General features: G+C 73.2%; 22 protein-coding genes. 7 read left to right on the top strand and 15 right to left on the bottom strand.

The window, feature by feature from the left end:
* Position 1: 1 nt before the first annotated feature.
* The 3 genes from ligD to ACWC21_RS26760 are packed head-to-tail and all read right to left on the bottom strand — an operon-like array spanning position 2 to position 4,448.
* Entirely contained in the window at positions 2-1,000 is a 999-nt protein-coding gene (gene ligD / locus ACWC21_RS26770; protein WP_450885379.1) for a non-homologous end-joining DNA ligase, read from the bottom strand.
* Complete coding sequence (locus ACWC21_RS26765; RefSeq protein WP_450885378.1) at positions 997-2,844, bottom strand: transketolase; 1,848 nt, start codon at positions 2,842-2,844, stop codon at positions 997-999. Before ACWC21_RS26765 ends, ligD begins: the two co-directional genes overlap by 4 nt.
* Positions 2,841-4,448, bottom strand: coding sequence for an FAD-dependent oxidoreductase (locus tag ACWC21_RS26760; RefSeq protein ID WP_450885377.1), 1,608 nt, complete (start codon positions 4,446-4,448; stop codon positions 2,841-2,843). Before ACWC21_RS26760 ends, ACWC21_RS26765 begins: the two co-directional genes overlap by 4 nt.
* A 175-nt stretch (positions 4,449-4,623) precedes the next feature.
* On the opposite strand from ACWC21_RS26760, the gene ACWC21_RS26755 reads away from it, so the two are divergent.
* On the top strand, positions 4,624-5,586 hold the full coding sequence (locus tag ACWC21_RS26755) for an LLM class F420-dependent oxidoreductase (protein WP_450885376.1): 963 nt from the start codon (positions 4,624-4,626) through the stop codon (positions 5,584-5,586).
* A 66-nt stretch (positions 5,587-5,652) separates the two neighbouring features.
* Here ACWC21_RS26755 and ACWC21_RS26750 read toward each other — a convergent pair whose 3' ends face one another.
* On the bottom strand, positions 5,653-6,093 hold the full coding sequence (locus ACWC21_RS26750; protein ID WP_450885375.1) for a phage holin family protein: 441 nt from the start codon (positions 6,091-6,093) through the stop codon (positions 5,653-5,655).
* Positions 6,094-6,232: 139 nt separating this feature from the next.
* Between ACWC21_RS26750 and ACWC21_RS26745 the strand changes: the two genes are divergently transcribed.
* Complete coding sequence (locus tag ACWC21_RS26745; protein WP_450885374.1) at positions 6,233-6,580, top strand: VOC family protein; 348 nt, start codon at positions 6,233-6,235, stop codon at positions 6,578-6,580.
* An 18-nt stretch (positions 6,581-6,598) separates the two neighbouring features.
* Here ACWC21_RS26745 and ACWC21_RS26740 read toward each other — a convergent pair whose 3' ends face one another.
* Positions 6,599-7,498 carry an arginase family protein gene (locus ACWC21_RS26740; protein ID WP_450885373.1) on the bottom strand — a complete coding sequence of 300 codons (900 nt, stop codon included), beginning with the start codon at positions 7,496-7,498 and terminating at the stop codon, positions 6,599-6,601.
* 65 nt (positions 7,499-7,563) lie between these two features.
* Between ACWC21_RS26740 and ACWC21_RS26735 the strand changes: the two genes are divergently transcribed.
* Positions 7,564-7,911 carry a DUF6204 family protein gene (locus tag ACWC21_RS26735; RefSeq protein ID WP_450885372.1) on the top strand — a complete coding sequence of 116 codons (348 nt, stop codon included), beginning with the start codon at positions 7,564-7,566 and terminating at the stop codon, positions 7,909-7,911.
* Here the strand turns inward: ACWC21_RS26735 and ACWC21_RS26730 are convergent.
* The 9 genes from ACWC21_RS26730 to ACWC21_RS26690 form a co-directional block, all read right to left on the bottom strand.
* Positions 7,883-8,434 (bottom strand): GNAT family N-acetyltransferase, encoded by a 552-nt coding sequence (locus ACWC21_RS26730; protein WP_450885371.1) that lies wholly within the window; start codon positions 8,432-8,434, stop codon positions 7,883-7,885. The genes ACWC21_RS26735 and ACWC21_RS26730 overlap by 29 nt on opposite strands.
* Positions 8,435-8,494: 60 nt before the next feature.
* Positions 8,495-9,421, bottom strand: coding sequence for a S66 peptidase family protein (locus tag ACWC21_RS26725; protein ID WP_450885370.1), 927 nt, complete (start codon positions 9,419-9,421; stop codon positions 8,495-8,497).
* A complete protein-coding gene (locus ACWC21_RS26720) occupies positions 9,418-11,379 on the bottom strand; it encodes a prolyl oligopeptidase family serine peptidase (RefSeq protein WP_450885369.1) in 1,962 nt (653 codons plus the stop codon). Before ACWC21_RS26720 ends, ACWC21_RS26725 begins: the two co-directional genes overlap by 4 nt.
* A gap of 3 nt (positions 11,380-11,382) precedes the next feature.
* Positions 11,383-12,687: a M20/M25/M40 family metallo-hydrolase gene (locus ACWC21_RS26715; RefSeq protein ID WP_450885368.1), complete on the bottom strand. Its 1,305-nt coding sequence runs from the start codon at positions 12,685-12,687 to the stop codon at positions 11,383-11,385.
* A complete protein-coding gene (locus tag ACWC21_RS26710; protein ID WP_450885367.1) occupies positions 12,680-13,513 on the bottom strand; it encodes a M55 family metallopeptidase in 834 nt (277 codons plus the stop codon). The genes ACWC21_RS26715 and ACWC21_RS26710 overlap by 8 nt, the downstream gene beginning before the upstream one ends.
* A gap of 65 nt (positions 13,514-13,578) precedes the next feature.
* Positions 13,579-14,307 (bottom strand): class I SAM-dependent methyltransferase, encoded by a 729-nt coding sequence (locus tag ACWC21_RS26705; RefSeq protein WP_450885366.1) that lies wholly within the window; start codon positions 14,305-14,307, stop codon positions 13,579-13,581.
* A gap of 146 nt (positions 14,308-14,453) precedes the next feature.
* Positions 14,454-16,943, bottom strand: coding sequence for a SpoIIE family protein phosphatase (locus ACWC21_RS26700; RefSeq protein WP_450885365.1), 2,490 nt, complete (start codon positions 16,941-16,943; stop codon positions 14,454-14,456).
* A 186-nt stretch (positions 16,944-17,129) separates the two neighbouring features.
* The gene (locus ACWC21_RS26695) at positions 17,130-19,589 is read right to left on the bottom strand and encodes an MFS transporter (protein ID WP_450885364.1); all 2,460 of its coding nucleotides are present in this window, start codon (positions 19,587-19,589) and stop codon (positions 17,130-17,132) included.
* 161 nt (positions 19,590-19,750) lie between these two features.
* The gene (locus ACWC21_RS26690; RefSeq protein WP_450885363.1) at positions 19,751-20,194 is read right to left on the bottom strand and encodes an SRPBCC family protein; all 444 of its coding nucleotides are present in this window, start codon (positions 20,192-20,194) and stop codon (positions 19,751-19,753) included.
* 168 nt (positions 20,195-20,362) lie between these two features.
* On the opposite strand from ACWC21_RS26690, the gene ACWC21_RS26685 reads away from it, so the two are divergent.
* From ACWC21_RS26685 to ACWC21_RS26675, 3 genes are all read left to right on the top strand, one after another.
* The gene (locus ACWC21_RS26685; protein WP_450885362.1) at positions 20,363-21,499 is read left to right on the top strand and encodes an Rv2578c family radical SAM protein; all 1,137 of its coding nucleotides are present in this window, start codon (positions 20,363-20,365) and stop codon (positions 21,497-21,499) included.
* Between the two features lie 136 nt (positions 21,500-21,635).
* The gene (locus tag ACWC21_RS26680; RefSeq protein ID WP_450885361.1) at positions 21,636-23,204 is read left to right on the top strand and encodes an alpha/beta hydrolase; all 1,569 of its coding nucleotides are present in this window, start codon (positions 21,636-21,638) and stop codon (positions 23,202-23,204) included.
* Between the two features lie 98 nt (positions 23,205-23,302).
* Positions 23,303-23,803, top strand: coding sequence for an N-acetyltransferase family protein (locus tag ACWC21_RS26675; RefSeq protein ID WP_450885360.1), 501 nt, complete (start codon positions 23,303-23,305; stop codon positions 23,801-23,803).
* Between the two features lie 10 nt (positions 23,804-23,813).
* On the opposite strand, the gene ACWC21_RS26670 is transcribed toward ACWC21_RS26675, so the two are convergent.
* Entirely contained in the window at positions 23,814-24,389 is a 576-nt protein-coding gene (locus tag ACWC21_RS26670) for an adenylosuccinate lyase (protein ID WP_450885359.1), read from the bottom strand.
* 392 nt (positions 24,390-24,781) lie between these two features.
* On the opposite strand from ACWC21_RS26670, the gene ACWC21_RS26665 reads away from it, so the two are divergent.
* Positions 24,782-26,587, top strand: a complete 1,806-nt coding sequence (locus tag ACWC21_RS26665; RefSeq protein ID WP_450885358.1) for a 3-hydroxyacyl-CoA dehydrogenase family protein — start codon at positions 24,782-24,784, stop codon at positions 26,585-26,587.
* Positions 26,588-26,691 lie beyond the last annotated feature (104 nt).

Below are 26,691 nucleotides of genomic sequence, written 5' to 3'. Positions count from 1 at the left end.
ATCAGCCAACCAGTCTGTCGAGCCGACGTCCGGCCGAGCCCAGTGAGCGGCCGCGGCCGAGCAGGCCCGCCCAGGGATCGGTGCGGGCCTGGTCGACGGCGTTCTCCATGGTCCAGCGGCGGGGGCCGAGGTCCGGGTCGTCGAGCTGGTCCCAGGAGACGGGGACGGCGACGGGTGCGCCCGGCCGCGCGCGGACGGTGAAGGGGACCACGGCGGTCTGGGCGTAGCCGTTGCGCTGCACGTCGAGGTAGAGCCGGTCGCCGCGGTCCTTCTTGCGGGCGGCGGTGGTGAGGCGGTCGGGATGCCCGGCGGCCAGCAGACCCGCGAGGTCCCGGGCGAAGACGTGGACCTCCTCGAAGTCGTGCCGGCCGTCCAGGGGCACGACGACGTGCAGGCCGCGCGAGCCGGTGGTCATCAGCGCCGACGGCAGCCGCAGGTCGTCCAGCAGCCCGCCCAGCAGCCGGGCCGCCTCCCGCACCGCCCTGAAGTCGGCGGCCGAGTCGCCCGGGGGATCGAGGTCGAAGACCATCCGGTCCGGGCGGTCGACGCCATGGCCGCGGTCGGTCCGCGACAGCCACCTGTGCAGGGTGAGGCAGGCCTGGTCGGCGAGGAAGACCAGGGTGGCGGTGTCGTCGCAGACGACGTGCGTGACCGTCCCGTCCTCCTTGGCGACCTCGGCCCGCGGGATCCAGCCCGGGTAGTGGTCCGGGGTGTTCTTCTGCATGAACCTGGGCCCGTCGAGACCGTCCGGGTACCGCTCCAGCATCAGGGGGCGGCCGCGCAGATGCGGCAGCATGAACGGCGCGACGGACCGGTAGTACTCGACGAGGTCGGCCTTGGTGTACCCCTTCCGGTCGTACACCTGCGCATTGTCGCCGTCGCCGGCGCCGCCGCTGCCGTCGCCGTCGCCGTCGCCGTCGCCGGGGAAGAGCACCTTGCCGGGCCGGTGCACGTCGACGGTGCGCCGGCCCGCGCGCACCGTCCGCACCTCGTCGGTCACCCGACCACCGCCTCCCCGACCAGCAGCCGCCCGGCGGCGGCGATGGCCGCGGCGTCGATGCCGGCGGCGTGCAGCTGCTCGTCGGGTGCCGCCGAACCCGGCATGTTCCGCACCGCGAGCCGGACCAGCCGGGGCACGGGCCTGCCGTCGGTGAAGGCGTCAAGGACGGCGTCGCCGAGGCCGCCCTCCTCGTGGTGGTCCTCGACGGTGAGCAGGCAGCCGGTCTCCTCGGCGGCCTGCCGGAGGGTGTCCCGGTCCACGGGCTTGACGGAGTACAGGTCGACGACCCGGACCCGGATGCCCTCGCCCTCCAGGGCGTCGGCGGCGGCCAGCGCCTCGTGCACGGTCACCCCGGCCGCGACGAGGGTCAGCCGGTCCTCGTCACTGGAACGCAGCACCTTGCTGCCGCCCACCGGGAACTCCTCGTCGGGCCCGTAGATCACCGGGCTCTCGCCGCGCGAGGTACGCAGGTAGCGGATGCCGTCCAGGCCCGCCATGGCCGCGACGAGCCTGGCGGTCTGGTTGGCGTCGCACGGGTACAGCACGGTCGAGCCGTGGACGGCCCGGAACATGGCCAGGTCCTCCAGGCCCATCTGCGAGGGCCCGTCCTGGCCGATGGCGACGCCGGCGTGGGAGCCGACGAGGTTGATGCCGGAGCCGCTGATCGAGGCCATGCGCACGAAATCGTAGGCGCGGGTCAGGAAGGCCGCGAAGGTCGCGGCGTAGGGCACCCAGCCGCGCGCCGCCATCCCGACGGCCGAGGCGACGAGCTGCTGCTCGGCGATGTAGCACTCGAAGAAGCGGTCGGGGTGCTCCTTGGCGAACTGCTCGGTGCGGGTGGAGTCGCCGACCTCGCCGTCCAGGGCGACGACCTCGCCGCGAGCCGTGCCCAGCGCGGCGAGGGCCTCCCCGAAGGCGTTGCGGGTGGCAACCTTCTCGCCCTTGTCGTACGTCGGCAGCTCGAGGGAGGAGTCGTGGACGGCGTGCAGCACACGGGCGGCCTGCGGCTCCCGCACCCGGACGGTGAGGTCACGCGGCCCGCCCAGCTCGGCGATCGCCTCCTCGGCCTCCGGCAGCGGCTTGCCGTGCAGGCCCTCGCGGTCCTGGACGGCGGCGACGCCCTTGCCCTTGAGGGTGCGGGCGAGGATCACGGTCGGCTGCCCGGTCGTCGAGGCCGCCTCGCCGTAGGCACCGTCGACGGCGTCCACGTCGTGGCCGTCGACCTCGACGGTGTGCCAGCCGAACGCCTGGAAGCGGCGGGCGTAGGCGTCCAGGTCGTGGCCGTGCCGGGTGGGACCGCGCTGGCCGAGGCGGTTGACGTCCACGACCGCGGTCAGGTTGTCGAGGTGCTCGTACCCGGCGTGCTCGGCGGCCTCCCAGATCGACCCCTCGGCGAGCTCGCTGTCTCCGCACAGCACCCACACCCGGTATCCGGTGCGTTCCAGCCGCTTGCCGGCCAGGGCGATGCCGACCCCGACCGGCAGGCCCTGGCCGAGGGAGCCGGTGGCGGTCTCCACCCACGGCAGCCGCCGCGGTGTGGGGTGTCCCTCCAGCCTGCTGCCGAGCTTGCGGAAGGTCAGCAGTTCGCCGTCCTCGATCGCTCCGACCGCCTTGTAGGCGGCGTACAGCAGCGGTGAGGCGTGGCCCTTGGAGAGTACGAAGCGGTCGTTGCCGGGGTGGTCGGGGCGCTCGAAGTCGTAGCGGAGGTGGCGGGCGAGCAGCACCGCCACCAGGTCCGCCGCGGACATCGAGGAGGTCGGATGCCCTGAGCCCGCCGCCGCGGCGGCCCGCACGCTGTCCACGCGCAGCTGCTGCCCGAGTTCGACGAGTTCGGCGCTGTTCATGAGTCTCCTTCCGCAGGGGTGTCCGGGCGCCTGACGGGGCCCGGAGCGGGATGGTCGCCCGGCTGGTTCTTCGCGGGCTCACCGCCCGGCTGGTTCTTGGCGGGCTCACCGCCCGGCTGGTTCCTGGCGGGTTCGCCGCCGGGTTGGTTCCTGGCGGGCTCGCCGCCGGGTTGGTTCCTGGCGGGCTCGGGGGCCGGCTGCAGCTCCGCCGGTTCGTCGCCGGGCGGGTTCCCGGCGGGCCCGTCGCCGGTGTCCGCGTCCAGGGCCGCGCCCGGCCCCGTCCCGTTCGGCTGCCTCGGTCCGCCGGGCACGCGCGCGAGTTCCGGTGAGGCCGTGTCCAACGGCACCGACCAGGAGCGCACGAGACCCAACTGGACGCCTTGGCGCGGCAGTACGGCGTCCAGCAGCCAGTCCGCGGCGACCCGGACACGGTTGCCGGGCATCGCCGCGAGGTGGTAGGCGCGGGTGACCGCGCCGGCCGGCAGACCGGACAGCGGTACGCCGAAGGGGTCGGCGGCGGCCTTGAAGCCGCCGAGGTCGACGACGAAGCCCAGGTCACGGTGGCGGTAGGGGCGGCGCTCGCCCGCCCCGAGCGACGCGGCGACGTTGTGCGCGGCCGTGCCGCCGTGCCGCCAGGCGTGCTGGGCCGTCATCGGCGTGAACTTCCCCGGGTTGCCGAGGTCGGGTACGGCGGCCGCGTCACCGCACGCGAACACCTCGGGCCGGCCCGGCACCTGGAGGTACGGGTCGACGATGAGGCGCCCCCGTTCCAGGGTCTGCCCGATGCTCTCCACGAGCGGGTCGGGCCGGACGCCGACGCACCACACGAGGGTGCGGGTCTCCACGAAGTCGCCGTCGGTGAGCAGGACACCGTCATGGGTCGCCTCCTTCACGGAGGTGCCCATCCGGACGTCGACGCCGCGTTCACGCAGTACACGGTCGGCTGTCGACGACAGACGTTCGTCCATCTCCGGCAGTACGCGCGGCGCGATGTCCAGCAGCATCCAGCGGGGCCGCACGCCCGGCCGGCGTGGCTGCCGACGTGCCAGTCGGTCGGTGAAGATCTGCATGTGCGCGGCCACTTCGGTGCCGGTGTAGCCGGCCCCGACCACCACGAAGGTGCACCGTGCGGCGCAGCTCTTCGGGTCGTCGGATCCCGCGGCGAGTTCCACCTGCCGGGTGACGTGGTCGCGCAGGTACAGCGCTTCGGGCAGGCCGCGGAAGCCGTGGGCGTGCTCGGCGACACCGGGAATGGGCAGCAGCTTGTTGACGCTGCCGACGGCCAGCACGAGGCGGTCGTAGGCCAGCTCGCCCCCGCCGCCCTCGGGATCGGTGTAGTGCACGGTGCGGCCGTCCAGGTCGACGCCGTCGGCCTCGCCGAGCACCAGCCGCACCCGCGGCAGGGTGGCGGAGAGGGAGACGGCCACCCGGCGCGGTTCCAGGATCCCGGCGGCGACCTGGGGCATCAGCGGCAGGTACAGGAAGTAGTCGGTCGGGTTCAGCAGGGTGATGTGGGCACGGCCCCGGGCCAGCCGGGAGAGGGTGCGGGCGGTCCGGTATCCGGCGAAGCCGGCGCCGACGATCACGATGCGGGGTCGACTCACGGTGCGCCTCCGGCGGTGTGGCTCGTCCGAGGTCTACCGCGTCCCCTTGGCAAGGGCCCCCAAACGCCGGGGCGGCGGGGCGTTTCGCCCCGGCCCCGTCCGGTTACCCGGGCCGGGATTTCCACCGACCCCGTCCGACCAGACACGACCGCCCGTGTCGCGGAGGTACACCCCCATGCCCGAATACGGCTATTTCCTGTCGACCGAGGAGCACGGTCCCGCCGATCTCGTGGAGCAGGCCCGCATGGCCGAACAGGCCGGATTCCAAGCTCTGTGGATCTCGGACCACTACCACCCGTGGAACGACGCCCAGGGCAACGCCCCGTTCGTCTGGTCGGTCATCGGCGCGCTGTCGGAGGCGGTGTCGCTGCCGATCGAGACGGCGGTGACCTGCCCCACCGTGCGGATGCACCCGGCGGTGGTGGCGCAGGCGGCGGCGACCAGCGCGGTGATGACCGGCGGGCGCTTCCGGCTCGGCGTCGGCACCGGCGAGGCCCTCAACGAGCACATCCTCGGCGACGCCTGGCCGCCGCTGCACATCCGGCTGGAAATGCTGGAGGAAGCGATCCAGGTGATGCGCCGGCTGTTCACCGGCGAGGAGGTCAGCCACCACGGCACGCACTACACCGTGGAGAACGCCCGCCTCTACACCGTCCCCGACGAACCGGTGCCCATCGACATCTCCGGCTTCGGCCCCAAGGCCACCCAGCTCGCCGCACGGGTGGGCGACGGCTACATCACGATGATGCCGGAGGAGGAGATGGTCACCCAGTTCCGCAAGGGCGGCGGCGGGAGCACCAAACTTGTCAGCGGCGGCACGAAGGTCTGCTACGGCACCGACCGCGACGAGGCCGTCCGCCGGGTGCGCGACCTGTGGGCCAACGAACTGCTGCCGGGCGAGATGGGCCAGATCCTTCCCACGCCGCGGCACTTCGAGCAGCTGCAGCCCCTGATCACCGAGGACAAGGTCCGTGAGAGCCGGGTCTGCGGCGACGACGTCGAGGAGCACGTCTCCGCGTTGTCCGCCTTCGCCGACGCCGGTTTCGACCGCGTCTACGTCAACCAGATCGGCCCCGACCAGCGCGGCTTCTTCGACTTCTACCGCACGAAGGTGCTGCCGCAGCTGACGGGGAGCTGAGCCGGCCCCGCCGGCCTGCGGGCCGGCGGGGCCGGGAACGGCCGGTGTGCGGATCCGGTACGCGGCTCAGGCCCGGTGGTGCGGTCCCTCCAGGTCGTCGCCCGTGCCCGGCGCCGTGTTCGGCATGGGCGGGTACGGCAGGCCGAGGCCGGCGGGGGGTCCGGCGGGCGGGGTGCCGCCGATGACGTGACCGGGAGCCGCGGAGTGGTGGGGGTGCTTGGGCCGGGCTGCGCCGCGCAGCGCGTAGGCCGCGACTCCCAGGATCACGGCGGTGATCAGCGCGGCCGCCCAGCCCGGCAGGCCGGTGGCCAGGGCCAGACCCAGCGCGAGTGCGAGCGCGCCGCCCGCGTACAGGGCGGCGGCGCCGGACGCCGCGTACAGCGTGGCCGTGCGGCGCTTCTTGCGGGTCTGCTCACGCAGTTCGTCGCGCACGGTCTCGCGGGCCACCTGCGCCAGCTCGTCGACCAGATGCCTGTCCAGGTGCTCAAGATGATCCAAGCGGTCCATGCCCTGCGGGTACCCGCACACACGTACGCATAACGCGTTCCGTGATGGGGGCGCGCCCCGGCGTGACGCTCCGGGCGGGCGCAGGGGATACGGTGAAGGGATCTCCCTCGCCCGGCCTTCGCCAACTAGGCTCGCCCGTATGGATATCCAGGGAGCCGCACTGCGCATCTACGTCGACGACCTCGAGACCGCGATCCCCTTCTACGAGCGCCTGACCGGCGGCCGGGCGATGAGTTTCGCCCGCGGCGGGGTGCAGGTCGCCGCCGTGGGCTCGTTCCTGCTGATGAGCGGCCCCGAGGCGGAACTGGAGGTGTTGCGCAAGGTGACCGCGACCATCGCCGTGAAGGACGTCGAGGAGGCTCACCGGGTTCTCACCGGCCTCGGCGCCCGGATCATCGCGGGTCCGGTCGCGACCCCGGTGGGCCGCAACCTGATCGCGATGCATCCGGACGGAGCGGTGTTCGAGTACGTGGACCAGGCGGGCTGAGCCCCGTCCGCCCGCGCCTCAGCAGTCCGCGAAGGCGGCCACGACGGTGTCGGCGAGCAGGGCGGCCACCGTGCCGTCGGGGTCGAGGTCGGGGTCGTAGATGGTCACGTTGAGGCCGACGCAGCGCGGGGAGGCGAGCAACGGGCTCAGCAGCGCGACGAGTTCCTCGGGCACGAGGCCGTCCGGGTCGGGGCTGTCCACGGCGGGCATCACCGCCGGGTCGAGAACATCCGCGTCCAAGTGCACCCAGAAACCGTCGAGTTGCGGCGCCTCGAAGGCCTGTACGGCCGTCCGGGCCAGGGTGTCCGCGCCCTGCTCGCGCAGATCGCCGACGGTGGCCACCGGCATCTTCAGAGCGGCGAGTTCGACGCGGTCCTCCTCGAAGCAGTCGCGGATGCCGAAGAACCGTACGTCCTCGTCCCGGAGGTAGGGCCCGAGCCCTTCCAGGTTCGTCAGGTCCTCCTGCCCGCGCCCGGTGCCCAGGGCGACCTCCTCGCCGCCGGCCGCGCCGATCCGGTCGGAGTTGCCCGGGTGCCGGAAGTCCGGCGAGGCGTCGACGACGGCGAGCCCGTACCGTCCGATGCGGCGCAGCGCGAGGGACGCGCCGAGCTGGATGGAGCAGTCGCCGCCGAGAACCAGCGGGAAGTCACCAGCGCGCACATGTGGTTCGAGGCGGTCGGCGAGCTTCACGGTGTACGCGGCGAGCGCGGCCGCGTTGAACACACCGTCGCCCTCCTGCCAGTCACCCCGGTCGTAGCGGGGCGGGACCACCACCCCGCCCTCCGCGGCACCGAGTCGGTGCACGATCCGCTGCTCCCGCAGGGCGCCGGCCAGCTTGTAGCAGCCGGGCACGGTGCCGGGGGCGGGTGGGCGCAGGCCTAAGTTGGAGGGGGCGTCCAGCACGACGATATTCCGCATGCGGCACATCGTTCACGACATACAGTCGCCCCTCAACCGTTTTCGACGGAGGGTACGAAGAGCGCATGGGCGAGCAGCACACCTACCGGGTCATCGTCCGGGGCACCTGGGACGGGCTGACCGAGGAGGCACGGGCGCGGCTGCTCGCGGAGGCGGCCGAGCACGGGATGACGAGCATGCGGTTCACCGAGGAGGGCTCGCTTTCGTACGAGCCGTCGCCGCTGAAGCACTTCTCCCTGCGGTACGTGGTGGTCTCGGACGCGGCGGACGGCGAGGAGATGGCGGCGGCGATCGCGGAGGACCGGGCGGAGACCACGCTGCGCGGCCTCCGCTACGGTTTCACCGGGCTGCGGTCCACTGTCACGGACCTCGACACGATGAAGGTCAACCGCAAGCCCGCATCTCGGCGGTGATCGCCCACCGTTCGTGGTCCCGCCAGTCCCCGTCGACGTAGATCATCTTGGGCGAGAAGCCCTCCAGACGGAACCCGGCGCCGCGGGCGAGGGCGATGGACGCGGCGTTGCCGGGCTGGGCGTTGATCTCCAGCCGGTGCAGCCGCATGGGCCCGAACGCGTGGCCCACCACCAGGCCGATGCCCTCGCGCATCAGCCCACGCCCGGCCGCGTGCGCGAAGGCGCCGTAGCCCAGGGCACCGCACTGGAAGCCGCCGCCGACGATGTTGTTGATGTTGATGAACCCGGCGATGGCCCCGTCGTCCTTCTCGCAGACCAGGAACCCGGCCTTCGTCGGGTCCTCGATGAGCCGTCCCGCGTAAGCCGTGTAGGCCTCTTCGGTGGTCGGCGGGAACAGCCACGGATGGTGCAGGTCCTTGCTCTCCCGGGCGCGGGCGGCGAACTCCGGGCCGTCCTCGTAGGTGAAGTGACGTATCCCCACGCGGGGGCCTGCGGCGAGGTATCGGGACGCGGCATGCGGCATCCGGCCAGCCTACGACGTCGTCGGCCCGGCGTCTCGTGGGCTCGGGCAGCCCGCGCGCGGTCAGTCGAGGGCGGGCTCGTCGAGCGTCAGGGTGCCCGCCTCCGCGTCGAGTTCCGCGACGGTCCCGAACGGGATCGTCAGCGCCCCCTCGCAGTGGCCGAAGCCGAACTGCTCGACCACGGGGACCTCGCCGAGGGCGCCGAGCCGGTCGGTGAGCAGGGCGCGCACCCGGTCGTAGTCCTCGCAGCTCTCCCAGGATCCGAGCAGCACCCCCCGCACCCCGTCGAGCCAGCCCGCGCGGAGCAGCTGGGTGAGGTAGCGGTCCAGGCGGTACGTCTCCTCGCCCACGTCCTCCAGGCACAGCAGTCCGCCACGGGCCGAGGGCCGGGCGTGCGGGGTGCCGCACTCCGCGGCGAGCAGGCACAGACAGCCGCCGAGGGTGACGCCCCGGGCCCGGCCGGGGACCAGGGCGCGGCCGTCGGAGCGGATCGCGCGGACGGTCTCCGGGGCGAAGAGGGTGGCCCTCAGATGCTCCTGCGCCCGCGCGTTCTTGAGGAAGTCGACGCCTGCCGCCATCGGGCCGTGCAGCGTGACGAGCCCCAGCCGGGTGGCGAAGGCCTCGTGCAGGGCGGTGATGTCGCTGAAGCCGACGAACACCTTCGGCCCGGCGGCCCGCATCGCCTCCCAGTCGAGCAGGTCGGCCATGCGCTGCGCGCCGTACCCACCCCGGGCGCACAGCACCGCGTCCACGGCCGGGTCGCACCAGGCGTTCTGCAGGTCGGCGGCACGGTCCGCGTCCGTGCCGGCCAGGTAGCCGAACTCCGGATGCCGGTCGAGCACGTGCGGTGCGACCACCGGATCGAGGTCCCAGCCGCGCAGCACGTCCAGCCCGGCCTGCAGCCGTTCCTCGGGCACCGGGCCGCTGGTGGCGACGACGGCCACCCGGGCGCCGGGGGCGAGGCGGGCGGGGCGGACCAGCTGCTTCATGTGACCAGCTCCAGGGTGGGAATGCCTGCCGGGCGCAGGCCGAACACCTGAGCGTACAGAGACAGCTCCGCCTCCAGCGCCCTGACCAGGGTCTCCGCCCGCCGGAAGCCGTGCCCCTCGCCCTCGAAGGCGAGGTAGGCGTGCGGCACTCCCCGTCCCTCGATCCGGGCGAGCAGGCGTTCGCACTGCGCGGGCGGGCAGATGACGTCGTCCAGGCCCTGGAGCAGCAGGAACGGCGCGGTGATCCGGTCGGCGTGCTCGGTCGGCGACCGTTCGGCGTACCGTTCGGGCACCTCGGCGAGCGGCCCGACCAGAGTCTGGAGGTAGTGCGACTCGAAGTCGTGGGTCTCCCCCGATGCCCAGTTCATGAGGTCCAGGACGGGATAGACGATCGTGCCGCAGGCGTAGACGTCGGTCGTGGTCAGGGAGGCCGCGGCCGTCCAGCCGCCCGCGCTGCCGCCCCGGATCGCCAGCCTCCGGCGGTCCGCGGTGCCCTCCTCGGCGAGCGCGAGGGCGACGGCCGCGCAGTCCTCGACGTCCACGACGCCCCACTGCTCGCGCAGCCGGTTCCGGTAGGCGCGGCCGTACCCGGTCGAACCGCCGTAGTTCACCTCGGCGACCCCGATGCCCCGGGAGGTGAAGTAGGCGATGCCCAGGTCCAGCACGAGCGGTGCCCGGCCGGTGGGCCCGCCGTGCGCCCGTACGACGTACGGCGGCAGTTCGCCGTCGGGCGCGACGCAGCCGGGGTGGTGCGGCGGGTGGATGTGGGCGTGCACCTCCCGGCCCCCGGGGCCGGTGAAGGTGCGGATCCTCGGTTCGGGGTAGTGGGCGGGATCGACCGGGTCGGTGTGCCGGGCGCCGATCACCCGGGCGTGTCCCGTCCCGGCGTCCAGCTCGACGACCTCGTAGCCGCTGCGCGGGCCCGCCCCCACGCCCACCACCCGGTCCCCCCGCACGGCCAGGGTGGGCGCGAACTCGGTCCAGGGTCCGGCCGCGTCGACGACCTCACCGGTTGCTGGATCCAGTATCCCGAGCGCGGTCGGCCCGCGGCCGTGGACGACGGCGATCAGCCCGCTCGTCAGCGGTGCGAACCAGCGCTGCCCGAGTTTCCACAGCGGACCGGCGAACTCCTCCTCGCGCGGGCAGAGCGGGACGCCCTCGCGGTACAGGTTCCACCAGCCGCTGCGGTCGCTCGCATACAGCAGACCGCCGTCCGCCGACCATTCGCACTGTGCGACGGATTCCTGCGGCCCACCGGCCACCGTGCGTACGGTATGCAGCATGCCGTCGTCACCCACCCCGGCACACATCAGTTCCGTACCGTCCCAGGGCATCCGCGGGTGGTCCCACGCCAGCCAGGCGGCCCGGCGCCCGTCCGGGGACAGGCGCGGCCCGGTCACGAACCGGTGCCGGGCGTCGGTGAGTTCACGCACGCCCTGCCGGTTCGAGGCGGCGGAACCGTCCAGCGGCACGGCGGCCAGGACGCGGCGCACGTCGCCCGGCCCCTCCCCGGTGAACTCCTCCAGTACGCACCAGACCTCGCCCCGCTCCGGCAGCACCAGCGGCTCCGCCCAGCGCAGTCCGCCGCCCACCGGGGACACCGGGGTCAGCGGGCGGGGCTCGCCGCCGGGCTCGTAGCGGTAGAGCCGCTGGTCGGCGAAGTGCACGAACACCAGGACGGTTCGTCCGCCGTCGACCACCGCGGCCCACGGCCGGCCACCGTATTCGATCACCCTGCTGCGCACGTCCCACGGCGCGGGCAGCACCGGCTCCTCCTCCCGGTCCGCGCGTCTCATCAGCGTGCGACGGCCGCCCTCGGCGGGCCGGGGTTCCGTCCACCACGTCTCGTCGCCGACGAAGCCCACCCATTCGGGCTGTCCGTCGTGCGCGGCGGCCAGTGCCGCGTCGATGGGCGAGGGCCAGGAACCGTGGGCAAGCGTGCGCACACCGTCCCCCATCGCCTAGGCCGACCGCAGGAAGCGGTCGAGGACACGGACACCGAAGTGGAGCGCCTCGACGGGGACCCGCTCGTCGACGCCGTGGAAGAGCGCCTGGTAGTCGAACCCTTCGGGGAGTTTCAGCGGCGCGAACCCGTAACCGGTGATGCCCAGCCGCGAGAACTGCTTGGCGTCGGTGCCGCCGGGCATGCAGTACGGCACCACGTGGCCCTCGGGTGCGAACTCCTCGACGGCGGCGCGCATCCGGGCGTACGTCGGGGAGTCCACCGGGGCCTGCAGGGCGACCTCCCGGTGCTGGTACTCCCAGTCCACGTCCGGTCCGGTCAGCCGGTCCAGGGTGGCGGCGAACTCGTCCTCGCAGCCGGGCAGATACCGGCCGTCCACATGGGCGACCGCCTCGCCCGGAATGACGTTGACCTTGTAACCCGCCTCCAGCACGGTCGGGTTGGCGCTGCACCGGACGGTGGCGTCCACGAGTTTCGCGGCCGGGCCCAGCTTGTCCAGCAGCGCGTCCACGTCCCTCAGGTCGGCGCCGACGCCGTACAGGGCGGCGAGTTCGGTGAGGGCCGCACGCACGGTCGGGGTGAGCCGCAGCGGCCACCTGTGCTCGCCGATCCGGGTGACGGCGGCGGCCAGCCGGGTCACGGCGTTCTCCCCGTTGACCCGGGAGCCGTGCCCGGCCCGCCCGCGCGCGGTGAGCTTCAGCCAGGCGGTGCCGCGCTCCCCGGCGGCGATCGGGTACAACTGCCGCCCGCCGCCGTCATGGAAGGTGAACGCACCCGCCTCGCCGACGGCCTCCGTGCAGCCCTCGAACAGTCCCGCGTGCCGGTCGGCGAGGAACCCGGCGCCGTCCTCCGCGCTGGCCTCCTCGTCGGCGGTGAAGGCCACCACGACGTCCCGCCGGGGCCGTACGCCCGCCCGGGCCCAGTAGCGCACCACCGCGAGGATCATCGCGTCCATGTCCTTCATGTCGACGGCCCCGCGCCCCCACACGACGCCGTCGCCGACCTCTCCGGAGAAGGGGTGGACGCTCCAGTCGCGGGCCTCGGCGGGCACCACGTCCAGGTGACCGTGCACGAGCAGCGCGTCGGCGGACGGGTCGGTGCCCTCGATCCGGGCGACGACGTTCGTCCGCCCCGGGGTCCGCTCCAGCAGCACCGGTTCCAGTCCCGCCCCGGCGAGCCGCTCGGCGGCGTACTCGGCGGCCGGGCGTTCCCGGCAGTCGCCGCCGCCCCTGTTGGTGGTGTCGATCCGGATCAGGTCGGAGGTGAACCCGACGACCTCGTCCAGTGCCTGCTCGTCAGCCATACTGCTCCTCCACCGCGGCCGAGACGATCGTGGTGACCGCCTTGAAGGTACGGATGCCCTCGTACATGGTGTCGCTGGTGTACGCCACCTTCCGTTCCCCCGTGCGGTCCACCCCCGGCACGACGGTAGCGGCGAGGGCCAGGTGCTCGGCGTCGAACTCGAGGGCGACCGTGAACGGCCCCCTTCGCACCGGCTCGTGACGGACCGCCAGGCCTGCCGCCTCCTTCGCCGCCGCACGAATGTCCACGGCCGTCCTGGCGGGGGTCCGGCACACGGCCGCGTACCGGGACACATGGTCCTTGACCGCGACCTTCAGTGCCCCGGGCGCGTACCCGAGCGCGTCCTCGCAGGCCACGTCGTCGCCGGTGACGAGGACGACGGGAACCCCGAACTCGGCGACGACGTGCGCGTTGAGCAGGCCCTCGCTCGCCCGTACGCCGTTCAGCCACACCCCGGTGATGGAGTTGGCCAGGTAGGTGTGCGCCAGGACGCCCTCCATGCCGGCGCCCGCGTGGTAGCCGACGAACGCGATGCCGTCCACGTCGCCGTACTGCACGCCCTCCACCATGGACAGCGCCTTGTGCCGCCCGGTGAGCATCTCCACCCGCTCGTCGAGTTCTTCCAGGAGCAGGTTGCGCATGGTCCAGTGGGCCTCGTTGACAAGTACGCGCTCTGCCCCGCCGTCCAGGAATCCCAGGGCGGCGGCGGCCACGTCGGAGGTGAACATCGTGCGGCACCGTTCCCACTGGGGCGTCCCCGGCAGCACGTCGGCCGGCCAGGTGACTCCTGTGGCGCCCTCCATGTCCGCACTGATGACGATCTTCATACATCGTCACGCTACGCGCCGAAGGCGCCCCGGGCCAGGACCCGGCACGCCCTGCCGTACGGCGCTCAGCCCGCCGCGGCGCGCGCGAGGACGAACCAGCGCGCGGGGAGGTCGATGCGCGTGCCGTCGGCCAGGTACTCGGTCTGCGGCAGGGTCGTGTCGCCGTCGGCGAGGATCTCGAGCCCGGCCCCGCGCAGCAGCTCCGGGATCTCGTCGTCGGCTGCGTCGGCGGGCTTGAGCCCGTGCTGGAAGACCCGGCGCAGCTTGGGCGGCGGCCCGTCGGGGCCGGCCGCGGCGCTGCTCAGCACCTGCCGGGAGTCGGAGGTCAGTTCGACGACGAACGCCCGCCCCCGCGAACCGATGACCTCGGCGACGGCCCCGGCCACGGACGGGCGGGCCGCCGGCTCGCTCTGATGGACGACGGCCCGCATGTACACGTTGCTGTCACCCATGCGGTCGTGCAGGGCGCGCACGGCCTCGGTGTCCGTCAGGTCGAGCTGCTGGAACTCGACGGTGTCGCCGTCCGTGGCGCGGCGCGCGTGCTCGATGGCGGCGTGCGAGAGGTCGACGCCGACGGCGCGGGCGAACCGGGTGGCGAGGTAGCGCGTCTGGGTTCCGTTGCCGCAGCCGAGGTCGACTATGGGGCGCGTGGTGTCCGCGTACGGCAGGAACAGCTCGCTGTGCGGTCCGGAGCTCAGTGACGGATCGGCGTCCCAGATCGCCTCGCCCCGCGCGTCGGACGTCTCCCGCCAGTAACTCTCCCAGTTGTCGCGGTAGTTCTCCGATACCTTCATGCGCCCTCCCCAGGTTCGGTTCCGTGATCGAAGTATCGCGTTCACGGACTGACCGGCAAGGGGCGGGTGCCCACCTTTCACCGGATGTTCGAGCCGGCGCACACCGGTGGGTACAGAGCGGCGTCCCGTGCGCCGCTGACGGCGCCTCAGTCCCGGTGGGGTGCCGTCGTCAGGGCTTGTTCGAACCAGACCGTCTTGCGGTGACCGGCGGCGCTGGCGCCCCATTCGCGGGCCAGGCGGCTGACCACGCGCAGGCCGCGGCCCGACTCGTCGTGGATGCCGGCGCCGAGCAGGGCCGGCAGCGCCGGTTCGTCGTCGGTGACCTCGCACAACAACGCGTCGGTGCGGACCAGGCGGAGCCCGATCCGCTGACCGTCCCCATGTCGTACGGCGTTGGTGACGACCTCGCTGACCAGCAGCTCGGCCGTGTCCACCGCCGCGGCGAGGCCCCATTGGAGCAGTTGCCCGCGGACCAGCCGACGGGCCCGGGCCACCTCGCGCGGCTCCCGGGCGAGTTGCCATTCGGCGACGTGGTCGGCGGGGACGCCGTTGAGACGGGCCATGAGCAGCGCGACGTCGTCCTTGCGTCCGCCGCGGGTGTTGAGGGCGCGGATGATCGTGTCGCAGGCGTCGTCCATGGAGGCCGCGGGGTGCGCGGCCGACTCGCAGAGCGCGGCGAGTCCGTCGCCGATGTCGGCGCCGCGTACCTCGACCAGGCCGTCCGTGCACAGCACCAGCCGGTCGCCGGGCGAGACCCGGACGACGGTGGACTCGAAGGGGACACCGCCCACGCCGATGGGGGCTCCCGTCGGCAGGTCGAGCAGTTCGCTGCGGCCGTCCTCGGCGCGCACCAGGACGGGCGGGATGTGTCCCGCGTTGGAGAGCTGCAGTTCGCCGCGGATCGGGTCGTAGACCGCGTACAGACAGGTGGCGAGGTAGTTCTCGCCGAGCCGCCGGGCCAGGTCGTCGAGGTTGCGCAGCAGCTGGGCGGGCGGCGTCTCCATGGCGGCCATGGTCTGTACGGCCGTCCGCAACTGGCCCATCATCGCGGCGGAGTTGAGACCGTGGCCCATGACGTCACCGACGACGAGGGCGGTGCGCGAGCCGGGCAGTTTTATGGTGTCGAACCAGTCGCCGCCGATCCGGCCGAGGCGCGTGCCGGGCAGGTAGCGGGTGGCGACGTCGCATCCGGCCATCCGCGGGACGACCTGCGGCAGCATGCTGTCCTGGAGGGTGTCGGCGACGTTCTCCTGGTAGGTGTACATGCGGGCGTTGTCGAGTACGAGGCCCGCGCGGGCGGCGAGTTCGGCGCCCGTGGTGCGGTCCATGTCGTCGAACGCCGGGCGGTCGGGGCGGCGCATCAGCACCATGAAGCCGAGGACGACGTTGCGTGCCTTGAGCGGCACGATCAGCAGGGAGCGGCCGGTGATGAGCGGCCTGAGGTCGCGCTTCTCGAACTCGCCGGAGATGCGGGCCGCCAGTTCCTCGGTGACCCGCGGGATCAGAACCGGTTCGCCCGTGACCATGCACTGGTAGAACGGGGTGTGTTCGGGGAAGGCGAAGGTCTCGCCGACCGGCACGGTGTCGTCCCAGCGGCCCGGTTCGTCGTTGTGCTCGACCCAGACCCGGTGCATCACGGTGTGCGCGTCCGGCGGGCCGTCCGGGAAGCCCTCGCCGGCGAGGACGGCGGCGCGCAGGTGGGTGCCCGCGAAGTCGGTGAAGCGGGGCACGGCGGCGCTGGTGACCTCGCGGATGGTCTCGCCCAGGTCGAGGGAGGAACCGATGCCGGAACTGACCTCGTTGAGGAACTCCAGCCGCTCGCGGACGGCCGCGTACTCCAGGTCGTTCTCGGCGCCGGCGGGCACGACGGCCACCGTCCGCTCCTGAGCGGCGACTTGGAGCGGACGGCGTCCCGCGCGACGCGGCACGCCCCAGTCGGGCGTCACCGGCACCCGGTCGAACTGGCTGAACTCCAGTACGGGGTAGCCCAGTTCGAGAACCTGCGAGACGATGCGGCCGCTCAGGCCGGGCCCCATGTTGGGCAGGATCTCGGGCAGCCGGCGGGCGAGGTCCTCGGGGGCGGGGAGTTCCGTGTGGCGGGCGAAACCGGGTGAGATGCGTTCGGCGGTCCCGTCGTCGTAGCCGTGCTCGAGGTGCAGCCGGGCGGCGTCGGCGGCGAGCACCAGGAGCCGGGCGGGGCCCGGGCCGACCAGCGGGTAGGCCCACCACAGGACGTCGAGCCGGTCGCCGCGGGGTTCCGCCGGCCCGGAACCGTCGTCGTGCCGAGCGGAGATCCGGGCGCGGCCCGCCGTCGGGTAGGCGGTCCGGCCGCCGAGCGAGTCCTCCAGGTCGGGGCCCAGTTCGTCGTACGTCTCGTAGGGCCCGTAGGCGTCCAGCAGCGGTTCGGTGTCGAGGCCGTCGGGCAGGGCCCCGGAGACGGGCAGCAGGTCGGCGGCCGGGTGCCCCACGGCGTCCTCCCGCTCGACGCCGAACAACCGCCGGGCGCCGGTGCTCCAGTGCGACACGAGGCCGTCGCGGTCGACGACGACCACGGCCAGCGGAATCCGGCCGGCCCCGGCATGCCGCGGCGCGGCGCCGTCCCCGGGGCCTGCGCCCATTTCCGTGCCACGGTCCATGGCCCCGACCCTCTCTCCCCCTCGACGCGCGGGCTCCCCGTCGGCACCGCACGACCCACGTCATGATCTGTGCTGCCTACTCCACGGTACGGCCGCCGTACGTCGCGTGTGCGGCAATTGGTGAATTGCCGTGCGCGGCGCTCCGGCGCACGCTATGAGCCCCTCGGCGGCGATGGCCGGAGCCGGTCAGGCCGGCCAGGTCGGCCGGTCTTCGTGCCCCAGTTGCAGGTCCCGTTCCGTCCGGCCGCCGCCGGCCACCTGCAGCACCGTGGCCACCGGCGGGTATCCGGCGGCGATGACGGTGTACTCGCCGGAGGCGAGGTCGACGAACCGGAACGATCCGTCGGCTCCCGTGGTGAGCGTGTCGACGACGTTGCCGGCGGCGTCGAGCAGGGTGACGCGGGCGTCCTCGACGGGACGCCCGCCGCCGGCCCGCACGGTGCCGCGCAGCACGGCGCCGCCGGCGAGTTCGATGTCCTGGCGGGTCTCCCGGGCGGCCTGGACGGTGACGGGGAGCGCGACGGGCCGGAAGGCGGGCGCGCTGGCGGCGAGGGTGTACTCGCCGGCCACCAGCTCGGTGATGACGTAACCGCCCTCGCGCCCGCTGCGGGTACTGGCGACGACCTCGCCGTGCACGTTGGTGAGGGTGACGGTGGCGCCGGGTACGGGGGTGCCGTCGGCGGTGAGCACGCTGCCGGCGAGCCGTCCGGCGCCGCCGAGGACGACGTCGAGTTCGACGGGGCGTTCACCGACGGTGACGGAGACGGCCTGCGGCTGGTGGCCGCCGGCCGCGGCGATCAGTACGTACGGGCCCGGGCCCGGGGTGGCCAGCGCGTACCGTCCGTCCTCACCGCTGGCGCCGCGCCCGACCTGCCGCCCGGCCACGTCGATCAGGGTGAGCGCCGCGCGGGGCACCACTGTCCCGTCGGGATGCTGCACCGTGCCGCAGACGGGGATTCCGGCGGTGTAGGGCGAGCGGGGCGAGACGGGGGTCCCCCCGGCCGAAGGCTGGGGTCGGGCCTGCGGGATCGGGGTGGTCACCGGCACGGTCTCCTGGTCGATGGCGGCGGCGTTGTGGGACACCAGTGGTTTCTCCTTGAGGAAGAAGGCGAGCAGCAGGCCGACGACGAGCACCGGGACCAGGTGGAGGAAGATCCGGGGCATCGCGTCGGCGTAGGCGGCGGCGTACGCGTCGCGCAGTGCGGGCGGCAGCGCGTGCACGAGCTGCGGGGTGAGCGACTCCGGGGTGGCGGGACCGTCGCCCGCGTGCGCGGGCAGCCGCCGGTGCAGGGCATCGGTGAGCCGGTCGGTGAAGAGGGTGCCGAAGACGGCGGCGCCGACGCTGCCGCCGATCTGCCGGAAGTAGTTGGTGGCGCTGGTGGCCGCGCCGAGGTCGGCGGGGTTCACCGAGTTCTGCACGGCGAGGACCAGGACGGGCATCACCAGGCCGAGGCCGGCGCCGAGGACGGCCATCCAGATGCCGCAGTGCAGCCGGGGCGTGTCGGTCTGGAGCCGGGACAGCAGCCACATGCCGGCCACGCAGAGGACGCCGCCGAGCACGGGGTAGGCCTTGTAACGGCCGGTGCGGCTGATGAGCTGCCCGGCGACGACGGAGCCGCCGACGATGCCGCCGGTCATGGGCAGCATGAGCAGTCCGGACTCGGTGGCGGAGGCTCCGTCGACCATCTGCACGAAGGTCGGCAGGTAGCCGGCGGCGGCGAAGAGCGCGACGCCGACGACGAGTCCGATCAGGCCGCTGACGGTGAAGACGGGGTCGCGGAACAGCCTCAGCGGGACGAGGGGATCGGCGGCGCGGTGCTCGGCGAGGACGAAGAGGGCGGTGGCGGCCACCGCGCCGGCGCCGAGGCCGAGGACCACGCGCGAGTCCCAGGCGTAGCGGGTGCCGCCCCAGCTGGTGAGCAGCACGAGGCAGGTGGAGGCCGCCGCGAGCAGGATCGCGCCGGGCAGGTCGAACCGGCCCCGGGAGGGCGGCTTCGGCAGTTTCAGCACGGCGCTGACGACGGCCAGGGTGAGCAGGCCGAAGGGCACGTTGACGTAGAAGCACCACCGCCAGGAGAGGTGGTCGGTGAAACAGCCGCCGAGCAGGGGCCCGGCCACGGAGGCGAGGCCGAAGGCGGCGCCGATCAGGCCGAGGAAGCGGCCGCGCCGACGGGGCGGCACGATGTCCGCGATGATCGCCTGTACGCCGGTCATGAGTCCGCCGGCTCCGGCGCCCTGCACCGCGCGGAAGGCGATCAGCTGGTCCATGGTCTGCGCCCGCCCGGCGAGCGCGGAGCCGGCGACGAAGACGAGGATGGCGCACTGGAAGACGCCCTTGCGGCCGAGGAGGTCGCCGAGCTTGCCGTGGACGGGCAGGACCACGGTGGAGGTGAGCAGGTAGGCGGTGATCGCCCAGGACATGCGGTCCAGGCCGTGCAGTTCGCCGACGATCCTGGGCAGCGCGGTGGCGACGACCATCTGGTCCAGGGCGGCGAGGAGCAGGGCGAGCAGCAGCCCGGCGAAGACCAGCCGCACCCGGCGGGGGCTGAGCACGGCGGCCGGTGCGGGCGGCGGGGCGGGGGGCCGGCCGGGTGCCACGGCCGGTTCGTCCTGCGCCAGGGTCTGCGCCAGAGTCGTCCCGCCCACGTACCGCTCCCCTCGTCGCGCTGCCGCGCGGTTCCCGCGTTGCCGCCGGCTGCGACAACTACGGGCAAGCACGACGAGTTACGGCACCGGGCCGGTTTCCGTGGGGATCCACTCGAACCGGTGAGGCGGGGCGAAACCTCCTGAGCGGCTTGGAGGTTGGCCTACTTCTCGACCTCGGTGGCGAGCCTGGCGAGGACCGCGTCGTAGATGCGGGCGAGGCCCTTGGGGGCGAAGGTCCGCTCGAAGAAGCCGCCGATGCCGCCGGCCCCGTTCCAGGTGGTGGTGACGACGACCCGGGAGCCGCCCTCGCCGGCCGGGGTGACGCGCCAGGTGGTGACCATGGAGGAGTTGCGGTCCTTCTCGACCAGTTCTCCGTCGGTGGGCTCGCTGACCTCGAGGAGGCAGTCGCGGACGCGCTTGCTGGTGGCCTGGAGCTTCCAGTGGACGAGGGTGCCCTCACCGTCCCCGCCCTCACGCACCTCGTACTCGCTGAACTGTTCGGGCAGCAGTTTCGCGCGCGTACCGGTGTAGTCGGCGAGGGCGTCGAACACCTTCTCCGCGTCCGCCGCGACGACCCGCTCCGTAGTGGCCTCGACCTGCGCCATTGCGTTCCTCCAGGACCTGTGTTCTCGGGGTTGGGTCAAGCCAACCACCCCTGTCCCCGGCCTCCCAAATCGGGGTGCCCCGACCTGTCCGATGCGGTCGGAAAGCACCTTCGCACGATCATGCGAACATTTGTTCTATTGTGGGTCCAGCGCAACCTAGGAGGCCTCATGCGCTGGGAGAACCTCACAGCCGAGCCCGAGCACGGCCGGGCCGAGATCGCTCTGTTCGACGCCGACGCGGTCGCCACGCGGACCTTCGACACGCCGGAGTTCGCCGGGATCACCTTCCACGAGGTCCGGGCCCGCTCGATCCTGAACCGGGTGCCGGGCGCCTCGCGCATGCCCTTCGAATGGACGGTCAACCCGTACCGGGGTTGCACGCACGCGTGCGTGTACTGCTTCGCCCGCAAGACGCACGGCTACCTGGACCTCGACACCGGCATCGGCTTCGACACGCAGATCGTGGTGAAGGTGAACGCGCCCGAGCTGCTGCGCCGCCAGCTCGCCTCACCCCGCTGGCAGGGCGAGCACGTCGCCATGGGCACGAACGTCGACTGCTACCAGCGCGCCGAGGGCCGCTACCGCCTGATGCCGGGCATCATCTCCGCCCTCGCCGACCGCGCGAACCCCTTCTCGATCCTGACCAAGGGCACCCTGATCCTGCGCGACCTCGACCTGCTCGCCCGGGCCGCCGAGGTCACGGACGTCGGCATCTCGGTGTCCGTGGGCTTCACCGACCACGAGCTGTGGCGGACCGTGGAACCGGGTACACCCGCGCCCGAGCGCCGCCTGGACGTCGTACGGACCCTCGGCGAGCACGGCATCGGCTGCGGGGTGCTGATGGCGCCGGTGATCCCGTTCCTCGGTGACCATCCCGACCAGCTGCGGGCCACCGTACGGGCGATCGCGGCCGCCGGGGCCACCTCCGTCACCCCGCTGGTGCTGCACCTGCGGCCCGGGGCCCGCGAGTGGTTCATGGCCTGGCTGACCGACCACCATCCGCATCTGGTGCGCCGTTACGAGCGGCTGTACGCGGAGGGCGCCTATGCGCCGAAGTGGTACCAGCGCATGGTGACCCGTCAGGTGCACGAGCTGGCCCGGGAGTTCGGGATCGGTCCCACGCGTGCGGGAACGCACCGCCGGATCCGCCCGGCCGAACCGGCCGCACCGGCCGCCCCCGCGGCGGCCGGGCCGGAGACGGCGGGGCCGGAGACCGCGGGGCCGGAGACCGCGGAACCGGAGACACGGGAACCGGAGGCAGCCGAGCCGGAGACGTCCGGGCCCGTCCAACTCACTCTGCTCTGAGAGCGTTCGAGGGGATCCCACGGCCCAATCGGGTCAACAATCGGCGCCGGGCGTTCTTCCGGCCCGGCAGCCCGGGACGATGCGGCAAGGACCGTGAGCCTCACGGCCACCGCCGCCCTCCGTCCCGGGAGGACCCATGAGAACACGCGCAGCCGTGCTGTGCGCTGCCGCCTTCGTCCTGGCCGGATCGGTCACGGCCGCTCCCGCCGACGCACGCACGTCCCCGGCCGCGTCCGCCGCCCGGATCGCCTGGAAGCAGTGCGGCACCACCTCCTACCCGACGCTGCAGTGCGCGTCCCTGGACGTGCCGCTCGACCACGCGAACCCGTCCGGACGGCAGATCACCCTCGCCCTGTCCCGCGTCCCGCACACCGCGGAGACCTACCAGGGCCCGCTGCTGGTCAACCCCGGAGGCCCCGGCGGCAGCGGTCTGGCACTGGCCGGCTTCGTCGCCTCCGCGCTGCCCCGGTCCGTGGCCGCCCAGTACGACGTGATCGGCTTCGACCCGCGCGGTGTCGGCAGGAGCACCCCCGCGCTGAACTGCGCCCCCGGCCACTTCGCCGCCGTGCGCCCCGACTCGGTCCCCGCGACACCCGCGCTCGAGGAGGCCGGCCTGACCCGTGTGCGGGCCTTCGCCGCGGCCTGCGGCAGGAAGTACGCGAGTGTGCTGCCGTACCTCGACACGGTCAGCGCCGCCCAGGACATGGACGCCGTCCGCCGGGCCCTGGGCGCCGAGCGGATCAGCTACTTCGGCTACTCCTACGGCACCTACCTCGGGGCGGTCTACGCCAAGCTCCATCCGCTGCGGGTGCGCCGCCTGGTCCTGGACTCGGTGGTCGACCCGGACGGCGTCTGGTACGAGGCGAACATCGCCCAGGACTACGCCTTCGACGACCGCCACCGCGCCCTGATGGCGTGGATCGCCAGGCACGACCCGAGGTACCGGCTCGGCACCGACCCGCGGCAGGTCGAGGCCAAGTGGTACGCGATGCGGGCGGCGCTCGCCCACAGTCCCGCGGGCGGCAAGGTGGGCGCCTCCGAACTGGAGGACACCTTCATCCCCGGCGGCTACTACAACGGCTACTGGCCCCACCTCGCCGAGGCCTTCGCCGCCTACGTCAACCGCGACGACCCCGGCCCGCTGCTCGACGCCTACCGGGACCTCGGCGCCGTCAGCGCCTCGGACGAGAACGGCTACGCCGTGTACTCCGCGGTGCAGTGCCGGGACGCCGCGTGGCCACGTGACTGGCGGCAGTGGAGCAAGGACAACTGGGCGGTGTACGAACGGGCCCCGTTCATGGCCTGGAGCAATGCCTGGTACAACGCGCCGTGCGCGTTCTGGCCGACGGCCTCCCTGCGCCGGACGGACGTCGCCAACGACAGGCTGCCGCCGGCGCTGCTGTTCCAGGCGACGAACGACGCGGCCACCCCGTACCAGGGCGGTGTGACGGTCCATCGCCTGCTCGCCGGCTCGAGCCTGGTGGTCGAGCAGGGCGGCGGCAACCACGGCATCACGCTGAGCGGGAACCGCTGCCTGGACACCTACCTGGCCGGCTATCTGGCGGACGGCAGGGTGCCGCGCGGCTCCGGCGTGGCCGACGCGGTGTGCCCGGCCCTGCCCGATCCGGAGCCCCCCGCCGCCCGGGCGTCGGCCGTCTCCTCCCCGGGCGCCGGCCTGCACGCGCTGCTGGGCTTCAGGCGCTGAGACGCCCTGGCCGATGCTGCCCGGAATATTCGCGGGCGTCACCGCCGGGCGGTCCCTAGGGTGCCGCCATGGACCACGCTCCCCCTCGTCTTCGACCGATGACCCTCGCCGACTGCGACCGTGTCTCCGAGATCCGTGTCCGGGGCTGGCAGATCGCCTACCGGGGACTGATGCCGCAGTCGTACCTCGACGCGCTCAGCGTGACCGAGGACGCGGCGCGGCGCCGGGCCCGGTTCGGGCAGGGGGACGGGAGCCTGGTGAACCTCGTCGCCGAGCGGGGCGGCGAGGTGCTCGGATGGGCCGCGTCCGGTCCTTACCGGGAGGACGACACGTACACCGGCGACGGTGAGCTGTATGCCATGTACGTCGACGATCGGCAGCGCGGCACCGGGGTCGGCCGGGCTCTGCTGCGGGAGTCGATGCGGCGCTGCGCCGCCGCCGGCCGCCCGCGGGTGTTCCTCTGGGTCCTGAAGGAGAACGACCCCGCCCGCCGCTTCTACGAGCGGGCGGGGTTTCGCGCGGACGGCACCGAGGAGCCCTTCGAGGTGGGCGGGGTGGAGGTGCCTGAGGTCCGGTACGTGCGGGAGCCGGCCGGCTGACCTCCTGGGCTCACCGCTGTTGCGGGATCCGCGCCAGCGCGTGCACCGCCGCCTCGGCGAGCGCGGGATGCGCCAGGGACTCGTTCAGCACGCGTCTGGCCCGGGCGTCCCCCAGCGCGCCGAGCCCCTCCACACAGGCGAGGGCCACCCGCCGGTAGGGGTCGTGCGGGCGCAGCCGTCGCTCCAGGGTGGTGATCAGCGCGGGCACGGACTCGGGGGCCCGCAGTTCGACCAGGAGCCGCACGGGATGCAGTGCGTAGGCGACGCGCAGCTCGTTGGTGGCCAGCGCCGCGGCGGCGCGTGCGGTGCGCGGGTCGCCCAGGCGGGCCAGGGCATGGGCCGCGGAGGCGCAGCGCGGCGGGTCGCGGTGGTTGAGGAGGAGCACGAGGGACTCGAAGGCCCGCCGGTCGCCGGCCAGCCCCAGCCGGAACGCGGCCAGCTCCCTGGCCCACAGCGGTTGTCCGGCCGCGGTCAGCACCTCGGCCAGTTCGTCGAGGTCACCGGTGGCCACGAGGCGCTCGTACGCCGCCGAGCCCCCGGACTCCTGCCGTAAACGCTCCGTGAGCGATCGCAACTCTTCGTCCACGAAGCCCAGCGTAGGCGTGTTGGCGGACGAGAGGGACCTACATCACAAACTCCAGGGGCTGGCGCGCTCGTTACCCGCCGGTTAAGCTCAGACGAGCGAGTTACCCACTCGCACCCGCTTGCGACGGTTTGGTGACGCGGCCGTAGCGAGCACAGGTCGGTTCGGTGCACCGTGTTTCGGTACCTCGTGCACCGCAGTACGACGCGGCTTCGGGACAGAGCCGGTCGGATCCGCCGTTCCCCGGGCGTTCGCGCCCGCCGCGACGGCACCCGGGCGTGTGCGCTCAGCAGCCCGGTCGGCACCCGCCACTCACGCAGCTCTGCACGCCCCGGTGTGCGCCCCTCGGCGCACCCGGCGCGCCCTCGTCGTCACCCTCATTCCTGGAGTCCGCGATGGCCACTCCCCTGTCCGACACCCCTCTGTCCCCGCTCAAGACCATTGCCGTGGTCGGTCTCGGCACCATGGGCACCGGCATCGCCGAGGTCCTCGCCAAGGCCGGCCGCGAGGTGATCGGCATCGACATCAGCGAGGCCCAGGCCGCCGGGTCGCTCGCCGCACTGGAGTCCTCCACCGCCCGCGCCGTGCAGCGCGGCAGGCTCACCGAGCAGGAGCGCGCGGACCTCCTCGGCCGGGTGCGCACCGGCACCGACCTCACGGCCGCCGCGGACGCCGATCTGGTCATCGAGGTGGCCCCCGAGTCGTACGAGGTCAAGCACCGGATCTTCCGCGAACTCGACGGCATAGTGCGGCCGGAGACGATCCTGGCGACCGGCACCAACGCCCTGTCGGTGACCCGCCTGGCCGCCGACTCCGCCCGTCCGGAGCGTGTGCTGGGCCTGCACTTCTTCAACCCGGCCCCGGCCATGCGGCTGGTCGAGGTCGTCTCCTCCGTGCTGACCGCGCCGGCGGCCGTCACCGCGGTCACGGACCTCGCCCTCGACCTCGGCAAGGAGCCCGTCGCGGTCGGTGACCGCCCCGGTTTCGTCGCCGACGGCCTGCTGTTCGGCTACCTCAACCAGGCCGCCGCGATGTACGAGGCGAAGTACGCCTCCCGTGAGGACATCGACGCGGCGATGCGGCTCGGCTGCGGCCTGCCGATGGGCCCCCTGGCCCTGCTGGACCTGATCGGCATCGACACGGCGCGGACCGTCCTGGACGCCATGTACGCCGAGTCCCGTGACCGGCTGCACGCTCCCGCCCCGGTCCTGAAGCAGCTCGCCGAGGCGGGCCTGACCGGCCGGAAGTCGGGGCGCGGTTTCTACACGTACCAGGCACCCGGCAGCGCGACCGTCGTGCCGGACGCGCTGACGCCCGGCTCCGCCGGTTCCAGGGCCCCCGGCCGTCCGGTCCGCTCCGTCGGCGTGGCGGGCTCCGGCACCATGGCGTCCGGCATCGCCGAGGTCTTCGCCAAGGCCGGGTACGACGTCGTCCTGGCCGCCCGCAGCGAGGAGAAGGCCGAAGCCGTGAAGGCCCGGATCGGCAAGTCCCTGGCCCGCTCGGTCGACAAGGGCCGGCTGACCGCCGAGGCCGCCGCGGCGACCCTGGACCGGATCACCCCGGCAGGCTCCTACGACGCCTTCGCGGAGGTGGACCTGGCCGTCGAGGCGGTCGCCGAGGACCTGGAGGTCAAGCGGCAGCTGTTCGCCACGCTGGACAAGGTGTGCAAGCCGGGCGCGGTCCTGGCGACCACGACGTCGTCCCTGCCGGTCGTCGCCTGCGCCCGGGCCACCTCGCGCCCGCAGGACGTGATCGGCATGCACTTCTTCAACCCGGCGCCGGCGATGAAACTGGTCGAGGTCGTCCGCACGGTGCTGACGGCCGAGGACGTGCACACCACGGTCCGCGAGGTGTGCGCGAAGATCAGGAAGCACGCGGTGGACTGCGGCGACCGGGCGGGCTTCATCGTGAACGCGCTGCTGTTCCCGTACCTCAACAACGCGGTGAAGATGGTGCAGGAGCACTACGCGTCCCTGGACGACATCGACGCGGCGATGAAGCTGGGCGGCGGCTACCCCATGGGCCCCTTCGAGCTGCTGGACGTGGTCGGGCTCGACGTCTCCCTGGCCATCGAGAAGGTGCTGCACCGGGAGTTCCGCGACCCTGGGCTGGCCCCGGCGCCTCTCCTGGAGCACCTGGTGGCCGCGGGCTGCCTCGGCCGCAAGACCGGCCGGGGCTTCCGCGAACATGCCCGCCGCTGACCGTCCCGGCGACTGGGGCGGACTGCTCGACTCGGCGGCATCACCCCCGCCCGCCCGGCCTGGCGGCCCCCCGCCCCGAGCGGGCGGGGGAAACCCGGGATCCA

It is taken from the genome of Streptomyces sp. NPDC001348 (genome assembly GCF_053597535.1).
The sequence above is the reverse complement of the archived record's forward strand: the minus strand, read 5'-3'. Positions and strand labels throughout refer to the sequence as shown.